This window comes from Aeromicrobium phragmitis, assembly GCF_003674095.1.
Lineage (GTDB): Bacteria > Actinomycetota > Actinomycetes > Propionibacteriales > Nocardioidaceae > Aeromicrobium > Aeromicrobium phragmitis.
The window spans coordinates 196628-215944 of sequence record NZ_RDBF01000002.1 but is presented as its reverse complement, the minus strand read 5'-3'; the positions used below and the strand labels follow the sequence as shown (position 1 = coordinate 215944).

The window sequence follows — 19317 nt, the reverse complement described above, 5'->3', positions numbered from 1 at the left end:
CCTTTCTCGCGAACTGCTGCGTGACATACTACGGCGCGGGCTGCTCGGGACGCCAGTGAATTGCCTCGGCCGCGTCCGCTACCTGCAGGTCCACGGACTCGAGGCTGGCTCCCTCGGGCAGCAGGTACACCAGGCACTGGGTGACCTCGTCGCCGGCGGGCAGGTCCGCGGGGATCGGTGTCGGCGCGCACGGCTCGAAGGTGCCGACGATCGCATTCGGCGAGATGAGCGTGTTCTCACCGTCGTTGGCGAAGATCGGCAGCGACGTGGTGCCCGGGGTGCCGGGCCCTTCGTTCGCCACGGTGACGGTGACGTAGAAGGGCGTCGAGGCAGCGTCCTCCGGCGAGAGCGAGAAGAGCGCGAAGTCCTCGATGCGTCCCTGCTGGATGGTGTCGACCGTGACCGTCAGGGCAGTCGCATCCTCGGTGTCATCGGGATACGCGACCGTGGCAGGATCGCCCGGGTCCAGCTCGCTTCCGCCCTCGGTCAGGCTGACCCCCTCGGGCAGCTCGAGACCGGTCGGCTCCTTCTCCTCGCCCTCCCCCGAGCAGGCGGCGACGAGGAGTGCCGCAGCCAGCACCGGTCCGGCGCAGCGCCATGTCCTTCTCACGACAGCAGGGTGCCCGACGGCGGATCAGGCGCCGATGAGGCGCGCCGCGAGGTAGGCCGGGACCTGGTCGAGCGCGACCCGCTCCTGGCTCATCGTGTCGCGTTCGCGGATCGTCACTGCCTGGTCGTCGAGAGTGTCGAAGTCGACCGTGATGCAGAACGGTGTGCCGATCTCGTCCTGGCGGCGGTACCGCTTGCCGATCGCCTGAGCATCGTCGAAGTCGACGTTCCAGTTGCGGCGCAGCTCGGCGGCGAGGTCGCGCGCCTTCGGCGACAGGTCCTCGTTGCGCGACAGCGGCAGTACCGCGGCCTTGACCGGGGCGAGGCGCGGATCGAGCTTGAGGACGGTGCGCTTGTCGACGCCGCCCTTGGCGTTCGGCGCTTCGTCCTCGGTGTACGCGTCGACGAGGAAGGCCATCATCGAACGGTTGACACCGGCCGCGGGCTCGATGACGTACGGCGTCCAGCGCTCGTTCTTCTGCTGGTCGAAGTACGAGAGGTCGGTGCCCGAGTGCTCGCTGTGCGTGGACAGGTCGAAGTCGGTGCGATTGGCCACGCCCTCGAGCTCGCCCCACTCCGAGCCGGTGAACCCGAAGCGGTACTCGATGTCGACCGTGCGCTTGGAGTAGTGCGACAGCTTCTCGGCGGGGTGCTCGTAGAGGCGCAGGTTCTCCGGATCGATGCCGAGCTCGGTGTACCAGGCCAGCCGCGTGTCGATCCAGGTCTGGTGCCACTGCTCATCGGTGCCCGGCTCGACGAAGAACTCCATCTCCATCTGCTCGAACTCGCGCGTGCGGAAGATGAAGTTGCCCGGCGTGATCTCGTTGCGGAAGCTCTTGCCGATCTGGCCGATGCCGAAGGGAGGCTTCTTGCGCGCCGTGGTCATCACCTGGGAGAAGTTGATGAAGATGCCCTGCGCGGTCTCGGGGCGCAGGTAGTGCAGGCCCTCGTCGGACTCGACCGGGCCCAGGAAGGTCTTGAGCAGTCCGTTGAACATGCGCGGCTCGGTCCACTCGCCGCGGGTACCGCAGTTCGCGCAGACGATGTCGGTCATCGGCACCGCGTCGGGGTCGTCCAGGCCCTTCTTCTCCGCGTACGCCTCCTGGAGGTGGTCCTGCCGGTACCGCTTGTGGCACGCGAGGCATTCGACGAGCGGGTCGACGAAGGCCGCGAGGTGCCCCGACGCCTGCCACACGGGAGTCGGGAGGATCACCGAGGAGTCGAGACCGACGACGTCGTCGCGACCCTGCACCATCGAGCGCCACCACTGACGCTTGATGTTCTCCTTGAGCTCCACGCCCATCGGCCCGTAGTCCCATGCCGATCGGGTACCGCCGTAGATCTCGCCGCACTGGTAGACGAAGCCGCGGCGCTTGCACAGGCTGATGACGGTGTCGAGGACTGAGTTCGGCATGGGAGGACTTCCGTTCCGGCTGGGTGTCGGAGGGCATGTGCGGTGCGTCGTAACGCTCCGCGCCCCTGGCCGGACCAGCCTACTCGGCGCGCGGCGGGGGTCGGCCGGTGGTCGACATCACCGTAGACGGATTTGACAATCGTTTCCGAGAGTAGTGACGATGATTCCCATGAAGCGTTCGGTCCTGCCTGCCCTCGTCGCGTCCGCCCTCGCCCTGTCCGCCTGCGGCGGCTCCGCCGACGACGGCAACGGGAACGAGGGTGACGGCGTCCGGGTGGTGGCTTCGTTCTATCCCGCGCAGTTCCTCGCGGAGCGCGTCGGCGGCGAGCATGCGAACATCGAGACCCTCACCTCGCCCGGCGGCGAGGCGCACGATCTCGAACTCACCGCCAAGCAGATCGGAGCCGTCCAGTCCGCTGACGTCGTGGTGTACCTCGACGGCTTCCAGACCGCAGTGGACGAGGCCGTCGAGCAGGCCGGACGCGATGAGGGCACGACCGTCGACCTCGCCGACGGCGTGGAGCTGCTCGACGCCGAGGCGTCCCACGACCATGGGCACGCTCACGAAGAGTCGCACGACCATGGGCACGCTCACGAAGAGTCGCACGACCACGACCACGACCACGAGGGCGAAGAGTCGCACGGTGACGAGGTCGAGGAGTCGCACGACCACGGCCACGGTGACGTCGACCCGCACCTGTGGCTCGACCCGACCAACCTGAAGCCGGCCGCGCAGTCGCTCGCCGACGCGTTGTCGCAGGCCGATCCCGATCACGCGGACGCGTACGCCGCGAATGCTCAGGCGCTCATCGACGACCTCACCGCGCTCGATGCGGAGTTCGCCGACGGTCTCGCCACCTGCGAGCGCCGCGACTTCGTCACGAGCCACGCCGCCTTCTCGTATCTCGCGCACGCCTACGACCTGCACCAGCTGCCGATCGCCGGCATCGACCCGGGGTCGGAGCCCAGCACGGCGCAACTCGGCCAGATCACTGAACTGGTGCAGACCGAGGGCATCACGACGATCTTCACCGAGACGCTCGCCTCCCCCGCGCTGGCCGAGACCGTGGCCCGCGAGACCGGAGCCACGACGGCTACCCTGGATCCGATCGAAGGCCTCACCGACGAGACCTCCGACCAGGACTACCTGTCGATCATGCGTGCGAACCTCGCCGCCCTCCAGAAGGCCAACGACTGCCGATGACACCACCCCTGCTCGCCCGTGGCGTCGAGGTCGACCTCGCGGGCGGGCCGGTCGTCCGCGGCGTCGACCTGACCGTGGGCAGCGGTGAGTTCGTCACACTGCTCGGCGCCAACGGCTCGGGCAAGTCCACCCTCGTCCGCGCGCTCGTCGGCCTCATCCCCGCGCGCGGCACGATCGAGCTCTTCGGTACGCCGCTCGCCCGGTTCCGCGAGCGCTGGCGGCTCGGGTACGTTCCGCAGCGTCCCGGGAGTGCGGCCGGGGTGCCCGCCACCGTGCGCGAGATCGTCACGAGCGGCCGCCTCTCCCACCGCCCGGTATTGGGGTTCGCGTCCCGCTCGGACCGTGCCGCGGTCGACGAGGCGCTCGAGCACGTGCGGTTGTCCGCGAAGGCCGACCAGCCCATCACCGAGCTCTCGGGTGGTCAGCAGCAGCGCGCTTACATCGCCCGGGCGCTCGTCGCCAACCCCCAACTGCTCGTCATGGACGAGCCCACGGCCGGCGTCGACGCCGAGAGTGCCGAGGTGCTGGCCGGCCTGATCGGCCATCTCGTCAGCGACCACGGCATGGCCGTCCTCCTCGTCGCCCACGAGCTCGGCCCGATGCGCCCGCTCGTCGATCGCGCCGTCGTCGTGGATGCCGGACGCATCGCCTATGAGGGTCGCGTCGAGGACATCCCCACCGACCACCCGCACGACCATCCGCACTCCGGCGCGCCGGAGCGCATCCGTCCGGTGCAGGAAGAGGGGCCGCTCGGATGAGTGAGTTGCTCTCGTACGAGTTCATGCGCATCGCGCTCGCGGCGGCGGTCGTCACCGGCCTCGCCGCGCCGGCGATCGGCACCTACATCGTCCAGCGCCGGCTCGCCCTGCTCGGCGACGGGCTCGGTCACGTGGCCCTCACCGGCGTCGCCCTCGGCCTGCTCACCCAGGTCACTCCCACGATCACCGCGGTCATCGTCGCGATCATCGGCGCGGTGGTCATCGAGCTGCTGCGCATGTACGCCAAGACGAGCGGCGACGTCGCCCTGGCCATGCTCTTCTACGGCGGCATCGCGGGCGGCGTGCTGCTGACCAATCTCGCCGGTGAGTCCGCGGCGACGTTGAACCGCTACCTGTTCGGCGCGATCACCACGATCTCGATGAGCGACCTGCTCGCCGTGCTCATCCTCGGCGTCGTGGTGATCGTCGCGGCGCTCGGCCTGTCGCCGCAGCTGTTCGCCGTCTGCCAGGACGAGGATCATGCGCGAGTCAGCGGCGTGCCGGTCCGGCTCTACACCCTCCTCGTCGCCGTGCTCGCGGCGATCACCATCACGGTCGCGATGCGAACCGTCGGCCTGCTGCTCGTGTCCGCGCTCATGGTCGTGCCGGTCGCCGCCGCCCAGCAGCTCACCCGCAGCTTCCGCGCCACCCATCTGGCGTCGATGGCCGTGGGCGTCGTCGCGGCGACCGGTGGTGTCGTCGCCAGCTACGAGATCGACACGCAACCCGGGCCGACGATCGTGGTGCTCGCGCTCGGACTGTTCGCGCTCGCCGCGCTGACTCGCGGCGTCACCGCGTTGCGACGTCGCTGATTACACTGGCCTCGATGAGCACCACAAGCGAGTCGCCCCAGCGCAACACCCGCCAACGCCGCGCCGTCGCGGCGATCATGGCCGATCTCGAGGGCTTCGCGAGCGCTCAGCAGATCCACGACATCCTCAAGCAGCGCGGCGAGTCGGTGGGGCTGTCCACCGTGTACCGCAACCTGCAGGCACTCGCCGATGCGGACCTGCTCGACGCTTTGCGCAACGACGACGGCGAGACCCTCTACCGGCGGTGCAGTTCCGGCCACCACCACCACCTCGTCTGCCGGCAGTGCGGGCGGACGGTCGAGGTCGAGGGCCCGACCGTCGAACGGTGGGCCGACGCCGTCGCCGACGACCACGGTTTCCGCGACGTCGAGCACACCCTCGAGATCTTCGGGACGTGCGGGGATTGCGCGTCCTGAGCCGAGCCGACTGGTCCGCACGTGCGGCAGCGCACCGCGAGCGAGTCGCCCCATGGACACGGGCCCGGGTCGAACGGCGCGAACGCGGTGAGGCGCACCCGGTCCACGACTTCCTGTTCGAGTACTACAACCTGTCCCCCGGAGCCTTGGAGCGCTGGCACTCTGGCCTTGGTGTCGCACTGGCCGAGGCGCCGGAGTACCGCGACGCGCGCGCCTACGTGGAGCTCGCCGACGGGACCGTGACGGCCGACGCGTCCCGCCTCGCCACCCGCCTTCCCGGGCTGCGCTGGACCCGCGAGCTGCTCGGCCGGACCGCCGGCCGCGCCGCTCGCCTGCAGTGCTTCGGCCTCCACGAGTGGGCCATGGTCTACCGCGAGCCCGAGGACCGACGCCACGCCGTGCCACTGCGGCTCGGTGCCGCCGGCACCGATGAGGTCGTCGAATCGCACAACCTCGTGTGCACCCACGTCGACGCCTTCCGTTTCTACACCGACGCCGCCCGGCCGTTGAACCGGCCCACTCCGGTGCGCGAGCGTCAGCTCGACCTCGAGCAGCCCGGCTGCCTGCACGCCAACATGGACCTGTACCGGATCGCCTTCCGGATGCTGCCGTTCATCGACTCGAGGCTCGTCGCGGACGCCTTCACCCTCGCGGTGGACATTCGCGAGATCGACATGCGGGCATCGCCGTACGACCTGGCGGCCCACGGTTACCCGCCCATCGCGATCGAGACGACCGAGGGCAAGGCGGAGTACGTGCGCCATCAGCGCGCGTTCGCCCGTCGGGCCGAGCCCCTGCGCCGCCAGCTGATCGAGCAGGCCGACCTTCTCATCGCCCGTGCACTGGAGGTCGCCGCATGACCGCATCGCCGCACGTGAAGCGCGGTGACGAGCTCACTGCCCAGGACGTGTACGGCATTTGGCGCATCCGCGACATCGTCTTCGCCGTCGAGCAGCAGTGCGACGAGCCCGATGTCGACGGTCTCGATCTACTCCCGACGACGACTCATCTGTGGTTCGCCGACGATCTCGGGCCGACGAGCTATCTGCGGACGTATGTGGGGACCGATGGCGTGCGCAAGGTCGGCCGCGTCGCCACCCGCAAGGAGCACCGCGGCCGCGGACTGTCGAGCGCGCTGCTGCGCGCGGTGCACGAGCGCTGGGGCGCAGACGAGATCCGCCTGGGTGCGCAGGCGTACCTCGAGCAGTGGTACGCCTCGTTCGGCTACCAGCGGTGCGGGGAGGACTTCATGGAAGCCGGCATCCTCCACGTCCCGATGCGCCGCCCCGGGCGGTGACCTATCCCGGACCCCGCGCGCCGGAGCGGTGTCCTATCCCACACTTCCTGGCTTCGGCTGCGGGATAACTCACCGCCCACCCCCGGCGCCGACGGCTCAGACGTTGTCGCCGGGTGCGTCGTCCGGCGCCGGCGGCTCGTTGCCTCCTCCGCCCCCTCCCAGGGGTGCCAGCCCGGCGATGGCGGCCTCCATCCGAGAACGCAACTGCGCCTCGTACTCCACAACCGGCTGCAACGCATCGCGGTACTCGGCGCCGTAGGTGAACGACGCGGCGCGGCCTGCATCGAGTTGCTGCGCGGCCCTCGTGGCCTCGTCGATGACGTGCTGCAACGCGGCGCTCACCCCAGCGGCGAGTTGCTCCTGCCGCGCGGGCACCGGAACCGACTCGAACTGCGCCTTGACCTGCTGCATCAGCGGAACGAGCTCGGTGCGCACCGGGTCTCCGCTCGCGACCGGTCCGCCGACGACGCTCTGCGGGATGTCGGCGTCGAGTGCCTCTTCGACCGCCGCGACGAACGGCGCGGCCGACGCCCACTCCCCCAACACGTCCACGGCGACGCCGAAACGTTCCTCGAGTGCCGCACGCCGGTCGAGGGCGGCGCGGTAGGCGCTGGAGTGCTCGGCACCGTACGACCCGACCTCGGCGGGACGTGGCAGCTCATCGCGCAGGCGGGTGGCCGTCTCGGCCAGGGCACCGGGCTCTCCGCTCGCTGCGAGCAACACCAGATCGTGGTGAGCTTCGTCCTGATAAGCCGCGAGCGCCTGACTGTAGCGGAGCGCCGCAGCGTCGGCCTGCTCGACCTCAGTCGACTTCTGATGGCGGTCGACGAGGTAGATCCCGACTCCGGCGACCAGCAGTAGGACGAGCGTGAGCCCGCCGACGGTGGGACGTACCTTCATCGCAGCGGTGTCACCTCGTGGAGCCGCAGCCCGTAGGTCACCGCATCGACGAGGGCCTCCCACGACGCCTCGATCATGTTCGCCCCGACACCCACCGTCACCCAGGAGTCCTTGCCGTCACTCGTCTCGATGAGCACCCGCGTCACCGCATCCGTGCCGTGTCCCTGATCGAGGATGCGCACGCGGAAGTCGATCAGGTGGAATCGCGTCACGTCGGGGTAGACCTGCTCGATCGCGTCCCGCAGGGCGTGGTCGAGCGCGTTGACCGGGCCGTTGCCCTCACCGATGACGGCAAGACGGCGGCCGCCCGCGGTCAGCTTGACCGTGGCCTCGGCGAGCGCCTCGCCGGACGCGGCTGAGCCGACGGACTCGGCGATGACCCGCCAGGACTCGACGTCGAAGTACGCCGGTCGAGCACCGTCGACCTCCTCGAGCAGCAGCAGCTCGAACGACGCATCGGCGGCCTCGAACGTGTAGCCCTCCTGCTCCATGGCCTTGACCCGATCGGTCACCCGGGCCAACGTGGCCGGATCGCCCGACAGGTCGATGCCGAGCTCGCGGCCCTTGAGTTCGATCGTCGCTCGACCGGCCATCTCGGAGACCAGCAGTCGCATGTCGTTGCCCACCAGGGCGGGGTCCATGTGCTGGTAGAGGTCCGGATCGACGCGGATCGCGCTGGCGTGCAGGCCGGCCTTGTGCGCGAACGCCGAGACCCCGGTGTAGGGCTGGCGCGCCGACGGCGGGTAGTTCGTGATCTCGCTGATCGCGTGCGAGATGCGGGTGGCGTCGCGCAGCGCGCCTTCGGGCATGACGTTCATGCCGAGCTTGAACTCGAGGTTCGCCACACAGGTGACGAGGTCCGCGTTACCGGTGCGCTCGCCGTAGCCGTTGATGCAGCCCTGCAGGTGGGTCGCGCCGGCCTGCACCGCGGCGAGCGAGTTCGCGACCGCACAGCCGGTGTCGTTGTGAGCGTGGATGCCGAGGCGCGCTCCGGTCGCGGCGGCGACCTCGCCGACGATGTCGGCCACCCAGTGCGGCAGCATGCCGCCGTTGGTGTCGCACAGCACCGCGACCTCGGCTCCGGCCTCGGCCGCCGTCCGCACGACTTCGATGGCGTAGCTCTTGTTGTCGAGGAACCCGTTGAAGAAGTGCTCGCAGTCGAGGAACACCCGCTGACCCTCGGCCCGCAGGTGCGACACGGTGTCGCGCACCATCGCGAGGTTCTCCTCGAGCGTCGTCCGCAGCGCGAGTTCCACATGCCGGTCGTGGCTCTTGGCGACCAGCGTCACGACCGAGGCCCCGCTCTCGCGCAGGGCGGCGACCAGCGGGTCGTCCGCGGCCGCGACACCGGCCCGCCGGGTGGCGCCGAAGGCGGCGAGGGTGGACCGGCGCAGATCGAGTTCCTTGGCCGCCAGCGCGAAGAACTCGGTGTCCTTGGGATTGGAGCCGGGCCAGCCTCCCTCGATGTAGCCGACCCCGAGCTCGTCGAGATGGCGCGCGATCGTCAGCTTGTCCTGGACCGAGAGGTTCAGGCCCTCTTGCTGAGCGCCGTCGCGCATCGTCGTGTCGTAGACGTGGAAGTCGCTCGGCGTGAGGGTGCCGGAGGCGGGGTTGCTGCTCATCGGTTCGTTCGGTCCTTCGTGTCGTGCGATCGTGCCCATCGACAACAAAAAAGCCCCCCGGGGTCGGGAGGCGGCGCGTCGAGTGGGTACCCGGCGCGCTAGGCGATAATGATCGCGGTGATGGTCACGGCGGAAAGTCTAGACTGAACCGCACCATGACCACCACAGCCGTCCCACGCCCCGGACACGTCGACATCATGTACGCCGTCATGACGGCCGAGGCGCTCGATCGTGACGACCGTCTACCCGAAGGTCTCGAACCGCTGCTGCGGCGCAACGGCGCGTCCGAGGAGCTCATGGCGATGTGGCGCGAGCGGCCGCACGCCCAGGTGCTCGTGCAGGTCGCGCCGCTGGCGGGCGCCGGCGACGCGCACGTGCAGATGCGCGCGGCCGCGTTCGCGTTGGCGGCCGAGCACGACGGGCTCGTCATCGACCTCGCACTCCCCCGGCTGCTGGAGCCGCCCCGCGGCGAGATCCGGCTCGAGTACGCGGACGCCTGGGTACTCGTCCACTACGACGTCGCGTCGCGCGGCGTGCTCGGGACGCGCGGGCTGGAGTCCTTCGGGCTGCCCGAGCTGTGCGTCAAGGTCCCCGAGGGAGCCGAGGCTGCGATGGTCGGCGCCGTGACGAGCGGGCTGACCCACCGTCTGCTGACCGAGTGGCCGCACGTCGATCCGGTGGGGCCGGCGGTCATCACGCTGCGCGACATCGCCTTCGGCCTCGGCGACCCGCAGGCCGACAGCATCGGCACCGAACGCCGCGTCCGCGTCGAGATCAGCTACGACGACGTCGCCCACGAGCTCGACGTCACGCTGGCCGACGACCCGGCCATCCTCTTTCGCTGACACACGGGCCCGATCGTCGGCCGCGTCCGCGGTGCGGTGTCAACCGTTCACGACGACGAGCGGTTCGTCACCAACGTGATGACCCTGGCGAGAGGTTGACCACGCACCGCCCCGTCGGGGCGGCGCCGAGGCTTCGCTGACGACGCTCACTCGGCCACGTGCGGGGGTTCGGGACGCGGAGCGAGGTTGGCGAGCGACTCCGGACGCAGGATCTGTTCGAGCCGCTCCGGGGGCAACAGCCCACGCTCTAGGACCAGTTCTGCCACACCGCGCCCGCTGGCCAGCGCCTCCTTGGCCACCTCGGTCGCCGCCTGATAGCCGATGTAGGGATTGAGCGCAGTGACCAGGCCGATCGAGTTGGCCACCTCGGCCCGCAGCAGATCGCGGTTGGCCGTGATGCCGTCGACGCACCGGCGGGCGAGCACCAGAATCGCCTCGCGCAGACGGGCCAGGCCCGCCGACAGCGAGTAGCAGATGACCGGCTCGAAGGCGTTCAGCTGCAGCTGACCGGACTCTGCCGCCATCGAGACCGTGACGTCGTGTCCGATGATCTGGAACGCCACCTGGTTGACCACCTCCGGGATGACCGGGTTGACCTTGCCTGGCATGATGCTCGAGCCGGCCTGCACGGCGGGCAGATTGATCTCGTTGAGGCCGGCGCGCGGACCCGACGACAGCAGCCGCAGATCATTGCACATCTTCGACAGCTTGACCGCGACGCGCTTGAGGGTTCCGGACAGCTGGACGAACGCACCGCAGTCCTGCGTCGCCTCGATCAGATCGACCGCCGGCACCAGGGGCAGGTCGGTGATCTGCGCCAGGTGCGAGCAGGCGGACTGGACGTAGCCGGCGGGAGCGTTCAGCTGGGTGCCGATGGCGGTCGCCCCGAGGTTGATCTCGTGCAGCAGCATGACCGCCTCGGAAAGCCGCGCGCGGTCCTCGGCGATCATCAGGCTGTAGGTGCGGAACTCCTGCCCGAGCGTCATCGGCACCGCGTCCTGCAGCTGCGTCCGCCCCATCTTGAGGACGTCGTGGAACTCCACGGCCTTGCGGGCGAAGGACTCCTCCAGCACCGCCATCGCGTCGAGCAGCGACTTCGTGGCGAGGATGACCGCGATCTTGATCGCCGTCGGGTAGACGTCGTTGGTCGACTGGCTGAGGTTGACGTGCTCGTTGGGGTGAAGGTAGGCGTAATCGCCCTTCGGCCGGCCCAGCAGCTCCAGCGCGCGGTTGGCGATGACCTCGTTGGCGTTCATGTTCGTGGACGTTCCCGCCCCGCCCTGGATGACGTCCACCACGAACTGGTCGGTCAGCGCACCGCCGCGAATCTCCTCGCACGCGTCCCGGATCGCCCGGAAACGCTCGTCGTCGAGCAGTCCCAGCTCGTGGTTGGCCGTGGCTGCGGCCTCCTTCACGGCCGCCAACGCCTCGACGAGGTACGGACTCTGGGCGATCGGGATACCGGTGATCGGAAAGTTCTCCAGAGCGCGCAGCGAATGCACGCCCCAGTAGACGTCCGCGGGAACCTCGCGGTCCCCGATGAGGTCGTGCTCGTGGCGCATGGGTTGGTCATCCATACGGCCAATCCAATCACCGCCGCCGAGGCGACCGGTGGGTAACCCGCTCAGAGCACGCGTGTCATCCAGCCGAAGCGATCCTCGGCCCGGCCGTATTGGATGTCGACCAGCGCCTGCCGGATCTCGGCGGTGACCTTGCCCAGCTCTCCGTCGCCGGCCGTGACCTCGCCGCCGCGCCACTTGAGCGTGCCGACCGGCGTCACGACGGCCGCCGTACCGCAGGCGAACACCTCGGTGATCGTGCCGTCCGCGGCGCCCTCCCGCCACTCGTCGATACTCACCTTGCGCTCGACGACGTCGTGCCCGAGGTCAGCGGCAAGGCGCACGATGGAGTCGCGCGTGACGCCTTCGAGGATCGAACCGCTGAGTTCGGGAGTGACGATCGAACCGTCAGACTGCACGAAGTACAGGTTCATTCCGCCGAGTTCCTCGACCCACCGATGCTCCACGGCGTCGAGGAAGGCCACCTGCGCGCATCCCTCGGCCGCCGCTTCCTGTTGCGGCAGGAGGCTCGCGGCGTAGTTGCCGCCGCACTTGGCCGCGCCCGTGCCGCCCGCACCGGCTCGGCTGTACTGCTCCGAGAGCCAGATCGAGACGGGCTTGATGCCGCCGGTGAAGTAGGCACCGGCCGGCGAGGCGATCACCGAATACGTGACGTGCTGGCTGGGGCGGACACCGAGGAACACCTCGGAGGCGAACATGAACGGGCGGAGGTAGAGGCTCTTCTCCTCGCCTCGCGGCACCCACGCGCGATCGGTCTCGATCAGCGCGCGCACCGAACCGAGGAACCAGTCCAGCGGAAGTTCGGGGAGCGCGAGCCGGTACGCCGAACGCTGCAGGCGCTCACCGTTGGCCTCCGGACGGAACAGCCAGATCGAGCCGTCGGCGTGGCCGTACGCCTTGAGGCCCTCGAAGATCTCCTGCGCGTAGTGCAGGACCGCGGTGGCGGGGTCCAACGAGAGCGGCCCGTAGGGCACGACGCGGGCGTCGTGCCACCCGCCCTGCGGCGTCCACTCCGCGAGGAACATGTGGTCGGTGAAGTGATGGCCGAAGCCGGGGTTCTCCAGAATCGCGGCGCGCTCGGCCTCGCTGCGGGCGTGCTGATTCTGCTCGATGCGCGGCGCGAACGTGATGGGGGTCATAGAGGTCACGGTACTGCTTCCTATGTCGAAGGGGTATGCGGTCAGGCGACCGTCGATACCTCTCCGGCCACGCGCGATGCGATGGCCTCCCCCACCTCCTCCGTGCTGCGAGCACCCGAGCGCTCGGCGATATCGGCCTCGACCGCCTCGGTGATCTGCGCGGCCGCCTCGGGCAGGCCGAGGTGATCGAGCAGCAGACCGGCCGAGAGGATGGCCGCGGTGGGATCGGCCTTGCTCTGCCCCGCGATATCGGGAGCCGATCCGTGGACGGGTTCGAACATGCTCGGCGCCGTGCGGTCCGGGTTGACGTTGCCGCTAGCCGCCAGGCCGATGCCCCCGGTGATGGCGGCGGCGAGGTCGGTGAGGATGTCGCCGAACAGGTTGTCGGTCACGATCACGTCGAAGCGGGCCGGATCGGTCGCCAGGAAGATCGTGGCGGCGTCGACGTGCAGGTAGTCGACCGTCACCTCGGGGTACTCCGCGGCAACGGTCTCGACCGTGCGGCTCCACAGGTGACCGGCGTGCACGAGCACGTTGTTCTTGTGCACGAGCGTGAGCTTGCGGCGCGGACGTGCCTGGGCGCGGGCGAACGCATCACGGACGACGCGCTCGACACCGAACGCCGTGTTGAGACTGACCTCGGTGGCGACCTCCTGTGGCGTGCCGACGCGGATCGCCCCGCCGTTGCCGACGTACGGCCCTTCGGTGCCTTCACGCACGACGACGAAGTCGATGTCGCCGGGCGCGGCGAGCGGCGTGGGGACGCCCGTGAACAGCTTGCTCGGCCGGAGGTTGACGTAGTGATCGAGCTCGAACCGGAGCTTGAGCAGCAGCCCCCGCTCGAGCACACCCGAGGGCACCGACGGATCGCCCACGGCACCGAGCAGGATCGCGTCGTGCTGACGGATCTCCTCGAGCACCGCGTCGGGCAGCGTCTCGCCCGTGGCGTGCCAGCGACGGGCGCCGAGGTCGTACTCGGTGCGCTCGAACGTCACGCCGTGCTGCGGAGCGAGAACGTCGAGGACGCGGAGCGCCTGAGCGGTGACTTCGGGGCCGATGCCGTCGCCGGGGACGACGGCCAGGGAGAACGGGCGAGTGGACGTCATGCCACCGATCCTAAGAGAGGCGATCTCATGATGTGAAACCGGGATCTCGGAAGGTGGTCAGTTGTCGTCGGGGCGGTCACCTGGTTCGACGAACTCGTCCTCGCGCAGATGTGCTGGTCCCCATTCGATCAGCGGATCGAGAATCATGATGGTCTTCCTTCGAGCTTCGAGTGATGGAAATGGAGCGCGGGATTCGGGTGAACCGGCGATTCCACGGGCCACAGACTCGACGTGTGTGCTCTCGAGCTCGATACAGAAAGGGGACCAGGTCGTGGTCAGGACATCTGCTGCGGAATCGTCGGGCCAACGCCGAAACTCCGCGGCAGGTGTGGCCCTAAGAGGTCCTGCCGCGGCAAGCGATGACTACGAGCTGCTTCCGCATGGCGACAACTGTAACCGCTCGTGAAGGAATTCGCGAGCACCTGACAACGGTATTTCCGCGCCGGTCCGGTCCGCGCTCCGTTTGTGGAGCCACCAGGTGTGCGGCACACTCGGGCCAGAATGTCGCCCCTGTGACCCACTTCACCCCGGGAGTTGATGATGGAACCCATCGAGCCGGTATTCGGCGCGACGACCCTACTGCTGATCGCGGCCGCCTCCGTGGCGCTGCTGCTCTTTCTCATCATCAAGGTGCGGCTGCACGCCTTCATCGCGCTCGTCCTGGTGAGTGTGCTGACGGCGATCGCTGCGGGCATCCCCCTCGCCGACGTCCCCGCCGCGCTGACGTTCGGCTTCGCGGACACCTTGGGATCGGTGGCGCTCCTGGTCGGTTTCGGCGTCATGCTCGGCCGGCTGCTCGAAGTCACCGGAGGCGCGCAAGTGCTGGCCGACACGCTCATCAACCGGTTCGGTGAGAAACGCGCCCCGCTCGCTCTCGGCGTCGCGGCCTTGATCTTCGGCCTTCCGATCTTCTTCGACGCCGGCCTGGTGATCTTCCTTCCGATCATCCTCACGGTCGCCCGCCGCTTCGGCGGCTCGGTGCTCTACTACGCGTTACCGGCCGCGGGCGCCTTCGCGGCGATGCATGCCCTCGTACCACCGCATCCTGGCCCCGTCGCGGCGGGCACCTCACTCGGCGGCGACATCGGACTCGTCCTGCTCGTGAACCTGCCGATCGTGATCATCGCCTGGTACGTCGGCGTGTACCTGGTGTCGCGCTTCCTCGGCCGCCGCATCGACGTGCCGGTCACCGACCTGCTGTTCGGTCCGGTCAACGGCGGCGACGACGGCGACGGTGACGGGGACGGGAACGGAACGACCACGAAGGTCGCCGCTCCCAGCTTCGCGACGGTGCTGACCTTGCTGATGATTCCGCTGGTGCTGATCGGCATCAACACCGTGCTCACCACCTTGATCGCCACCGAGACGGTCGACGAGAACACCGTGACCGACGCCTTCATCCTGCTCGGCAACACCCCGGTGGCGCTGCTGATCAGCTTGCTCGTGGCGATCGTGCTGCTCGGTACTCGCGGGCGCACCCTGAACGACACCATGTCCCTGCTGGACGCCGCACTCGCCCCGATCTGCTCGATCATCCTCATCACCGGTGCCGGTGGCATGTTCGGCGGTGTGCTGGAGCTGAGCGGGATCGGCGCCGCGCTCACCTCGGCGCTGTCCGGCGTCGGGATTCCGGTGCTGCTGCAGGCGTTCCTCATCGCTACCGCCCTGCGCGTGGCGCAAGGGTCGGCCACCGTCGCGATCACCACCACCGCGGGTCTGCTGGCCAGCCAGGCGGACCAGTTCAGCGACCTCCAGATCGCGCTGTTGGTCACCGCTGTGGCCGCCGGCGCCACCGTGCTCTCCCACGTCAACGACTCCGGGTTCTGGCTGGTCAGCCGCTTCTTCGGCATGGACGTGAAGACGACGCTCAAGACCTGGACCGTCATGGAGACCACGCTCGGACTCTCCGCGTTCGCCGTCGCGGCGGTGCTCTGGCCGCTGATCAGTTGACGGTTCGGGCGGTCCTCGCGCCGGCGTCTCGGCCAGCGACCGGCGGGAGGCGCCCGCGTCCGGGGGTCGTGCCAGACTGAGCAGGTGAGTGCCCCCGCCGAAGTTCCCGATCTCGTGGCCCGGACCCTCGACCTCTCGCGGCGCCGTGGCTTCATCACGTCGACCCGCAACGAGACGGGACGACTCCTCGCAGCACTCGCCGCCTCACGCGTGGGCACGCTCGCCGAACTCGGCACCGGATGCGGCGTGGGGTCGGCGTGGTTGCACAGTGGTGCGCCCAAGGAGGCCCGGATCGTCACGGCCGAGCTCGACCCCGAGCTGGCCCAGGACGTCCAGGAGATCTTCGCGAGCGCGGAGAACGTCAGCGTGCTCGCCGGCGACTGGTCGGCGCTCGAACAGTACGCGCCATTCTCGTTGTTGTTCGTCGACGTACGCGACGTGATGGCCGACATCGACGTCCTCGCCGACCTTCTCGCACCCGGCGGCATCACGGTGCTCGACGATTTCGTCCCGTCGAGCTTCTGGCCGCCGATCGTCGACGGTCAGGTGGACACGGTGCGCGAGCAGTGGTTGACCGACGAGCGGTTCGCCGCCGTCGAGATGCTCATCGACCCCGACGCCAGCCTCATCATCGCCACCCGGCGCTGATTCGACCTCAGCGCAGCCGCAGGAGTCGGGCCAGGGCATCGATCGCCGAACTTCGATGTCAGTCGTGCCAGGCGGTGTCCCAGAATCGCCATTCGTAGTCCACCGCGCGCGCGTACGCCTCGTGCATCGCGCTCAGCGCAGCGGGATCGGCGACTGCCCAACGGTCGGCGAGGTCCTCGCAGCGACGGGTGGCGTCGGCGAAGGACGGATCGGCATACGTCGCGATCCACTCGCGGTACGGGTGGTCGTCGCGCTGCGCCTGATGCAGCCGCTGCCCCACCTCGGCGTAGACCTTGAAGCACGGAAGCACCGCGGCGAGGCCGACGGCGGCCGGCGCGGTGGTGGCCGTCGACCAGAGGAATCCCGTGTAGGCGTCGCAGGTCGAACTCGGGGCCGAGGCGGTGATGGCCTCGCCGAGCTGGCCTTCGTGCAGAGCGCGCTCCGCCACCGCCGCGCCTGCGGCGAACTCCGCCATCGTTCCGACGTCGGCGATCGTCGGCGCCTTGGCCGCCAGCAGAGCGAGCACGCGCGCATACCGGTCGAGGTAGTGGGCGTCGTCGCACAGGTACCGCTCGAACACGGGCCAGGGCAGCGTCCCGTCGGCGAGCCCGACGAGGAACGGGTGCTCGATGATGCGATCGAAACCGTCGTGCGCGGCGTCCCACGCCTCGGAAGAGAAACTCATGACGTCTGGCTCCGCTGATCGATGAGGTGGTCGACCGGACCGTGACCCGCGCCGTACCGGCGGTCGACGGCGCCGGCGAGCGCGCGCTGGAGGAATGCTCGCGCGGAGGCGATGGCGTCGCCTACCTCGTCGCCGAGCGCGATCCGCGCAGCGATGGCCGCGGACAACGTACAACCCGTCCCGTGGGTGTTCGCGGAGTCGATCCGAGGGAGCACGAATCGCTTCACTCCCCCGGCTGACACGAGCACGTCGACGACCTCGCCCCCGCCCAGATGCCCGCCCTTGACCAGCACGTGCGCGGCGCCCGCCCCGATGAGGGCCCGGCCCGCAGCCTCGAAATCATCGACGCTGTCGACGTCCATGTCCGCGAGCACCTCGGTCTCCGGCACGTTGGGGGTGACGACCATCGCTCGCGGTACGAGTTGTGATCGGATCGCCTCCACCGCGGACTCCGGGACGAGCCGGTCCCCCGACGTGGCGACCATGACCGGATCGAGCACCACCGGGATCTCACGGCGCTGCTCCAGACGCCGGGCGATCGCCTCGATGACGTCGGGATCGCCGAGCATGCCGATCTTGACGGCGCGGACGTCCAGATCCTCGAGCACCGCGGACAGCTGCGCGTCGACGAAGGCGGCGGGGACGGCGTGGATACCCGAGACGCCCCGGGTGTTCTGCGCCGTCAGCGCGGTGAGCACGCTGGCGCCGTAGACGCCGAGCGCCGACGAGGTCTTGAGATCGGCCTGGATGCCCGCACCCCCTGAAGGGTCGGAACCGGCGATCGTGAGCATGACGGGCTCGCGGCTCATCGACGCCCCCTTCCCTCGCGGACCGCCTCGACCAGGTCGGCGACCGCTCGTCGTGGATCGTCGGCGCGGGTGATCGCGGTGACCACGGCGACCGCGTCAGCGCCCGCCGCGACGGCGCCGGCAGCACGGGCGACGTCGATCCCACCGATGGCGACTACCGGGAGATCGGTGCGACCGGCGATCGCTCGGATGCCCTCGAGCCCCAGCGGCGGCTGGTGATCGGGCTTCGTGTGCGTCGCCCACACCGGGCTCGCCGCGACGTAGTCGCACGCACGCATCTCCTCAACCTCGTCGAGCTGCCCGGGGTCGTTGACGCTCCATCCCACGATCGCGCTCGGCCCGAGGACCCGACGCGCCTTCGAGGGCGGCAGATCATCGACGCCCACGTGGACGCCAGCGGCGTGCTGAGCGGCGTCGAGGTCGTCGTTCACCACGATCGGGACGGCCACCCGGCGACGGAGATCCTGGACGATCTCGATCAACGCACCGGTGCTCGCGCCCTTGTCGCGCACTTGGACGAGGTCGACACCGCCCGCCACCGCGTTCGCGACGATGGCCGCGAGGTCGCCGGACGGCTCGGTGACGAGGTAGACGCCGTGCTCGAACTTCATCGCAGCACCACACGGGAGAGATCCTCCGGACGCTGTGTCCAGAGCGCGTCGAGCAGCGCCGGTCGCAAGGTGCCGGGGCCGTGCGCCGATCGGCCGGCACGTTCTCCAGCGTCCGCCAGCATGGCCATCGCCGTGACCGCCCCGGTGATCGGTGTGTCAGCGACCGCGGCGGCCGCGGCGACGAGGGCGGTCGCGCCGCAGCCGAGGGCGGAGATGAGCGGCATGCGCGGGTCCCCGCCGTCGACGATGACGGTCGCCGTGCCGTCGGTGACGACGTCCGAGACACCGCTGACGACCACGACGCTTCCGGTCGTCGCCGCGAGAGCCTTGGCCTGGTCGATCACCGCGGTCGAGTCATGCGTGCTGTCGGCACCGCGCCCCGCCCCCTGCGCCGTGGCGAGCGCGACGATCTCGCTGGCGTTCGCGCGGATGACCGTGGGCCGGTGAGTGAGCAGGTCGTTCGCGGTCGCACGGCGGTAGGCGGTGGCACCGACGGCGACCGGGTCCAGCACCCAGGGGATGCCGCGCTCAGCCGCGACCCGTGCGGCTTCGTGCATGCCGGTGACCCAGTGCGGGCTGAGGGTGCCGATGTTGACGACGACGGCCGAGGCCAACCCGGCCATCTCGGCAGCCTCGCGCTCGTCGTGCACCATCGCGGGCGAGGCGTGGGCGGCGTTGAGCAGGTTGGCGGCCAGATCCATCGAGACGTAGTTGGTGATGCACTGCACCAACGGTGACTGCTCGTGGAGGCGACGAACGGTGTCGATGACGGCATCGACGCGAATGCGCGCGGACATGTGGGCTCCCTTACGCCGGTACTAACCGGATCAGGTTCGGCGGGTGTGATCTCAGCCCTCGCGGGCACCCCGGCCAATGTTCAGTTGACGCTCCCGACCGTACCACTCGCCCCGG

Annotated in this window: 20 protein-coding genes and 1 riboswitch; of the genes, 9 read left to right on the top strand and 11 right to left on the bottom strand. The window is 69.4% G+C overall.

What is annotated here, in order from left to right; translation table 11 throughout:
* Nucleotides 1-28 precede the first annotated feature (28 nt).
* On the bottom strand, nucleotides 29-610 hold the full coding sequence (locus D9V41_RS03885; RefSeq protein ID WP_133434109.1) for a COG1361 family protein: 582 nt from the start codon (nucleotides 608-610) through the stop codon (nucleotides 29-31).
* A gap of 24 nt (nucleotides 611-634) precedes the next feature.
* Nucleotides 635-2023, bottom strand: coding sequence for a glycine--tRNA ligase (locus D9V41_RS03880; RefSeq protein WP_121793218.1), 1389 nt, complete (start codon nucleotides 2021-2023; stop codon nucleotides 635-637).
* Nucleotides 2024-2192: 169 nt separating this feature from the next.
* Here D9V41_RS03880 and D9V41_RS03875 point away from each other — a divergent pair, with 169 nt between their 5' ends.
* Genes D9V41_RS03875 through D9V41_RS03850 form a run of 6 tightly spaced genes read left to right on the top strand, consistent with a single transcriptional unit; the run spans nucleotide 2193 to nucleotide 6510 of the window.
* The gene (locus D9V41_RS03875) at nucleotides 2193-3227 is read left to right on the top strand and encodes a metal ABC transporter solute-binding protein, Zn/Mn family (protein ID WP_208006727.1); all 1035 of its coding nucleotides are present in this window, start codon (nucleotides 2193-2195) and stop codon (nucleotides 3225-3227) included.
* Nucleotides 3224-3985, top strand: a complete 762-nt coding sequence (locus D9V41_RS03870) for a metal ABC transporter ATP-binding protein (RefSeq protein ID WP_121793217.1) — start codon at nucleotides 3224-3226, stop codon at nucleotides 3983-3985. The genes D9V41_RS03875 and D9V41_RS03870 overlap by 4 nt, the downstream gene beginning before the upstream one ends.
* Entirely contained in the window at nucleotides 3982-4797 is an 816-nt protein-coding gene (locus D9V41_RS03865) for a metal ABC transporter permease (RefSeq protein WP_121793216.1), read from the top strand. The genes D9V41_RS03870 and D9V41_RS03865 overlap by 4 nt, the downstream gene beginning before the upstream one ends.
* 14 nt (nucleotides 4798-4811) lie before the next feature.
* The gene (locus D9V41_RS03860) at nucleotides 4812-5213 is read left to right on the top strand and encodes a Fur family transcriptional regulator (protein ID WP_121793215.1); all 402 of its coding nucleotides are present in this window, start codon (nucleotides 4812-4814) and stop codon (nucleotides 5211-5213) included.
* Nucleotides 5192-6073 carry a 3-methyladenine DNA glycosylase gene (locus D9V41_RS03855; protein WP_121793214.1) on the top strand — a complete coding sequence of 294 codons (882 nt, stop codon included), beginning with the start codon at nucleotides 5192-5194 and terminating at the stop codon, nucleotides 6071-6073. The genes D9V41_RS03860 and D9V41_RS03855 overlap by 22 nt, the downstream gene beginning before the upstream one ends.
* Nucleotides 6070-6510, top strand: coding sequence for a GNAT family N-acetyltransferase (locus tag D9V41_RS03850; RefSeq protein WP_121793213.1), 441 nt, complete (start codon nucleotides 6070-6072; stop codon nucleotides 6508-6510). Before D9V41_RS03855 ends, D9V41_RS03850 begins: the two co-directional genes overlap by 4 nt.
* Before the next feature lie 96 nt (nucleotides 6511-6606).
* Here the strand turns inward: D9V41_RS03850 and D9V41_RS03845 are convergent, their stop codons facing one another.
* A complete protein-coding gene (locus tag D9V41_RS03845) occupies nucleotides 6607-7410 on the bottom strand; it encodes a hypothetical protein (RefSeq protein ID WP_121793212.1) in 804 nt (267 codons plus the stop codon).
* Nucleotides 7407-9032 carry a citramalate synthase gene (gene cimA / locus D9V41_RS03840; protein ID WP_121793368.1) on the bottom strand — a complete coding sequence of 542 codons (1626 nt, stop codon included), beginning with the start codon at nucleotides 9030-9032 and terminating at the stop codon, nucleotides 7407-7409. The genes D9V41_RS03845 and cimA overlap by 4 nt, the downstream gene beginning before the upstream one ends.
* Nucleotides 9033-9187: 155 nt before the next feature.
* Here cimA and D9V41_RS03835 point away from each other — a divergent pair, with 155 nt between their 5' ends.
* Entirely contained in the window at nucleotides 9188-9877 is a 690-nt protein-coding gene (locus tag D9V41_RS03835; RefSeq protein WP_121793211.1) for a hypothetical protein, read from the top strand.
* Nucleotides 9878-10023: 146 nt separating this feature from the next.
* Here the strand turns inward: D9V41_RS03835 and D9V41_RS03830 are convergent, their stop codons facing one another.
* From D9V41_RS03830 to D9V41_RS03820, 3 genes are read right to left on the bottom strand one after another with little or no spacing between them, the layout of a single operon-like run.
* Nucleotides 10024-11454, bottom strand: a complete 1431-nt coding sequence (locus tag D9V41_RS03830; protein WP_121793210.1) for an aspartate ammonia-lyase — start codon at nucleotides 11452-11454, stop codon at nucleotides 10024-10026.
* 47 nt (nucleotides 11455-11501) lie between these two features.
* On the bottom strand, nucleotides 11502-12596 hold the full coding sequence (locus tag D9V41_RS03825) for a branched-chain amino acid aminotransferase (RefSeq protein WP_121793209.1): 1095 nt from the start codon (nucleotides 12594-12596) through the stop codon (nucleotides 11502-11504).
* A gap of 41 nt (nucleotides 12597-12637) precedes the next feature.
* Nucleotides 12638-13702 carry a 3-isopropylmalate dehydrogenase gene (locus D9V41_RS03820; RefSeq protein WP_121793208.1) on the bottom strand — a complete coding sequence of 355 codons (1065 nt, stop codon included), beginning with the start codon at nucleotides 13700-13702 and terminating at the stop codon, nucleotides 12638-12640.
* A gap of 540 nt (nucleotides 13703-14242) precedes the next feature.
* Here D9V41_RS03820 and D9V41_RS03815 point away from each other — a divergent pair.
* Both D9V41_RS03815 and D9V41_RS03810 read left to right on the top strand, forming a co-directional pair.
* Nucleotides 14243-15652: a GntP family permease gene (locus D9V41_RS03815; RefSeq protein WP_121793207.1), complete on the top strand. Its 1410-nt coding sequence runs from the start codon at nucleotides 14243-14245 to the stop codon at nucleotides 15650-15652.
* A gap of 84 nt (nucleotides 15653-15736) precedes the next feature.
* Nucleotides 15737-16300, top strand: a complete 564-nt coding sequence (locus D9V41_RS03810) for an O-methyltransferase (RefSeq protein WP_121793206.1) — start codon at nucleotides 15737-15739, stop codon at nucleotides 16298-16300.
* Between the two features lie 58 nt (nucleotides 16301-16358).
* Here D9V41_RS03810 and D9V41_RS03805 read toward each other — a convergent pair whose 3' ends face one another.
* From D9V41_RS03805 to thiM, 4 genes are all read right to left on the bottom strand, one after another.
* Nucleotides 16359-16985 (bottom strand): TenA family protein, encoded by a 627-nt coding sequence (locus tag D9V41_RS03805; RefSeq protein WP_121793205.1) that lies wholly within the window; start codon nucleotides 16983-16985, stop codon nucleotides 16359-16361.
* On the bottom strand, nucleotides 16982-17794 hold the full coding sequence (gene thiD / locus D9V41_RS03800; RefSeq protein ID WP_121793204.1) for a bifunctional hydroxymethylpyrimidine kinase/phosphomethylpyrimidine kinase: 813 nt from the start codon (nucleotides 17792-17794) through the stop codon (nucleotides 16982-16984). The genes D9V41_RS03805 and thiD overlap by 4 nt, the downstream gene beginning before the upstream one ends.
* Nucleotides 17791-18405, bottom strand: a complete 615-nt coding sequence (gene thiE / locus D9V41_RS03795; protein WP_121793203.1) for a thiamine phosphate synthase — start codon at nucleotides 18403-18405, stop codon at nucleotides 17791-17793. The genes thiD and thiE overlap by 4 nt, the downstream gene beginning before the upstream one ends.
* On the bottom strand, nucleotides 18402-19202 hold the full coding sequence (thiM, locus tag D9V41_RS03790; RefSeq protein WP_121793202.1) for a hydroxyethylthiazole kinase: 801 nt from the start codon (nucleotides 19200-19202) through the stop codon (nucleotides 18402-18404). Before thiM ends, thiE begins: the two co-directional genes overlap by 4 nt.
* Nucleotides 19192-19284: riboswitch (TPP riboswitch) on the bottom strand. Its footprint overlaps the gene before it by 11 nt.
* Nucleotides 19285-19317 lie beyond the last annotated feature (33 nt).

Coding starts and splice junctions, on each gene's coding strand:
- D9V41_RS03880 (WP_121793218.1), bottom strand. CDS start 2,023: ATGCCGAACTCAGTCCTCGACACCGTCATCAGCCTGTGCAAGCGCCGC.
- D9V41_RS03875 (WP_208006727.1), top strand. CDS start 2,193: ATGAAGCGTTCGGTCCTGCCTGCCCTCGTCGCGTCCGCCCTCGCCCTG.
- D9V41_RS03870 (WP_121793217.1), top strand. CDS start 3,224: ATGACACCACCCCTGCTCGCCCGTGGCGTCGAGGTCGACCTCGCGGGC.
- D9V41_RS03865 (WP_121793216.1), top strand. CDS start 3,982: ATGAGTGAGTTGCTCTCGTACGAGTTCATGCGCATCGCGCTCGCGGCG.
- D9V41_RS03860 (WP_121793215.1), top strand. CDS start 4,812: ATGAGCACCACAAGCGAGTCGCCCCAGCGCAACACCCGCCAACGCCGC.
- D9V41_RS03850 (WP_121793213.1), top strand. CDS start 6,070: ATGACCGCATCGCCGCACGTGAAGCGCGGTGACGAGCTCACTGCCCAG.
- D9V41_RS03845 (WP_121793212.1), bottom strand. CDS start 7,410: ATGAAGGTACGTCCCACCGTCGGCGGGCTCACGCTCGTCCTACTGCTG.
- cimA (WP_121793368.1), bottom strand. CDS start 9,032: ATGAGCAGCAACCCCGCCTCCGGCACCCTCACGCCGAGCGACTTCCAC.
- D9V41_RS03835 (WP_121793211.1), top strand. CDS start 9,188: ATGACCACCACAGCCGTCCCACGCCCCGGACACGTCGACATCATGTAC.
- D9V41_RS03830 (WP_121793210.1), bottom strand. CDS start 11,454: ATGGATGACCAACCCATGCGCCACGAGCACGACCTCATCGGGGACCGC.
- D9V41_RS03825 (WP_121793209.1), bottom strand. CDS start 12,596: ATGACCCCCATCACGTTCGCGCCGCGCATCGAGCAGAATCAGCACGCC.
- D9V41_RS03820 (WP_121793208.1), bottom strand. CDS start 13,702: ATGACGTCCACTCGCCCGTTCTCCCTGGCCGTCGTCCCCGGCGACGGC.
- D9V41_RS03815 (WP_121793207.1), top strand. CDS start 14,243: ATGGAACCCATCGAGCCGGTATTCGGCGCGACGACCCTACTGCTGATC.
- D9V41_RS03805 (WP_121793205.1), bottom strand. CDS start 16,985: ATGAGTTTCTCTTCCGAGGCGTGGGACGCCGCGCACGACGGTTTCGAT.
- thiD (WP_121793204.1), bottom strand. CDS start 17,794: ATGAGCCGCGAGCCCGTCATGCTCACGATCGCCGGTTCCGACCCTTCA.
- thiE (WP_121793203.1), bottom strand. CDS start 18,405: ATGAAGTTCGAGCACGGCGTCTACCTCGTCACCGAGCCGTCCGGCGAC.
- thiM (WP_121793202.1), bottom strand. CDS start 19,202: ATGTCCGCGCGCATTCGCGTCGATGCCGTCATCGACACCGTTCGTCGC.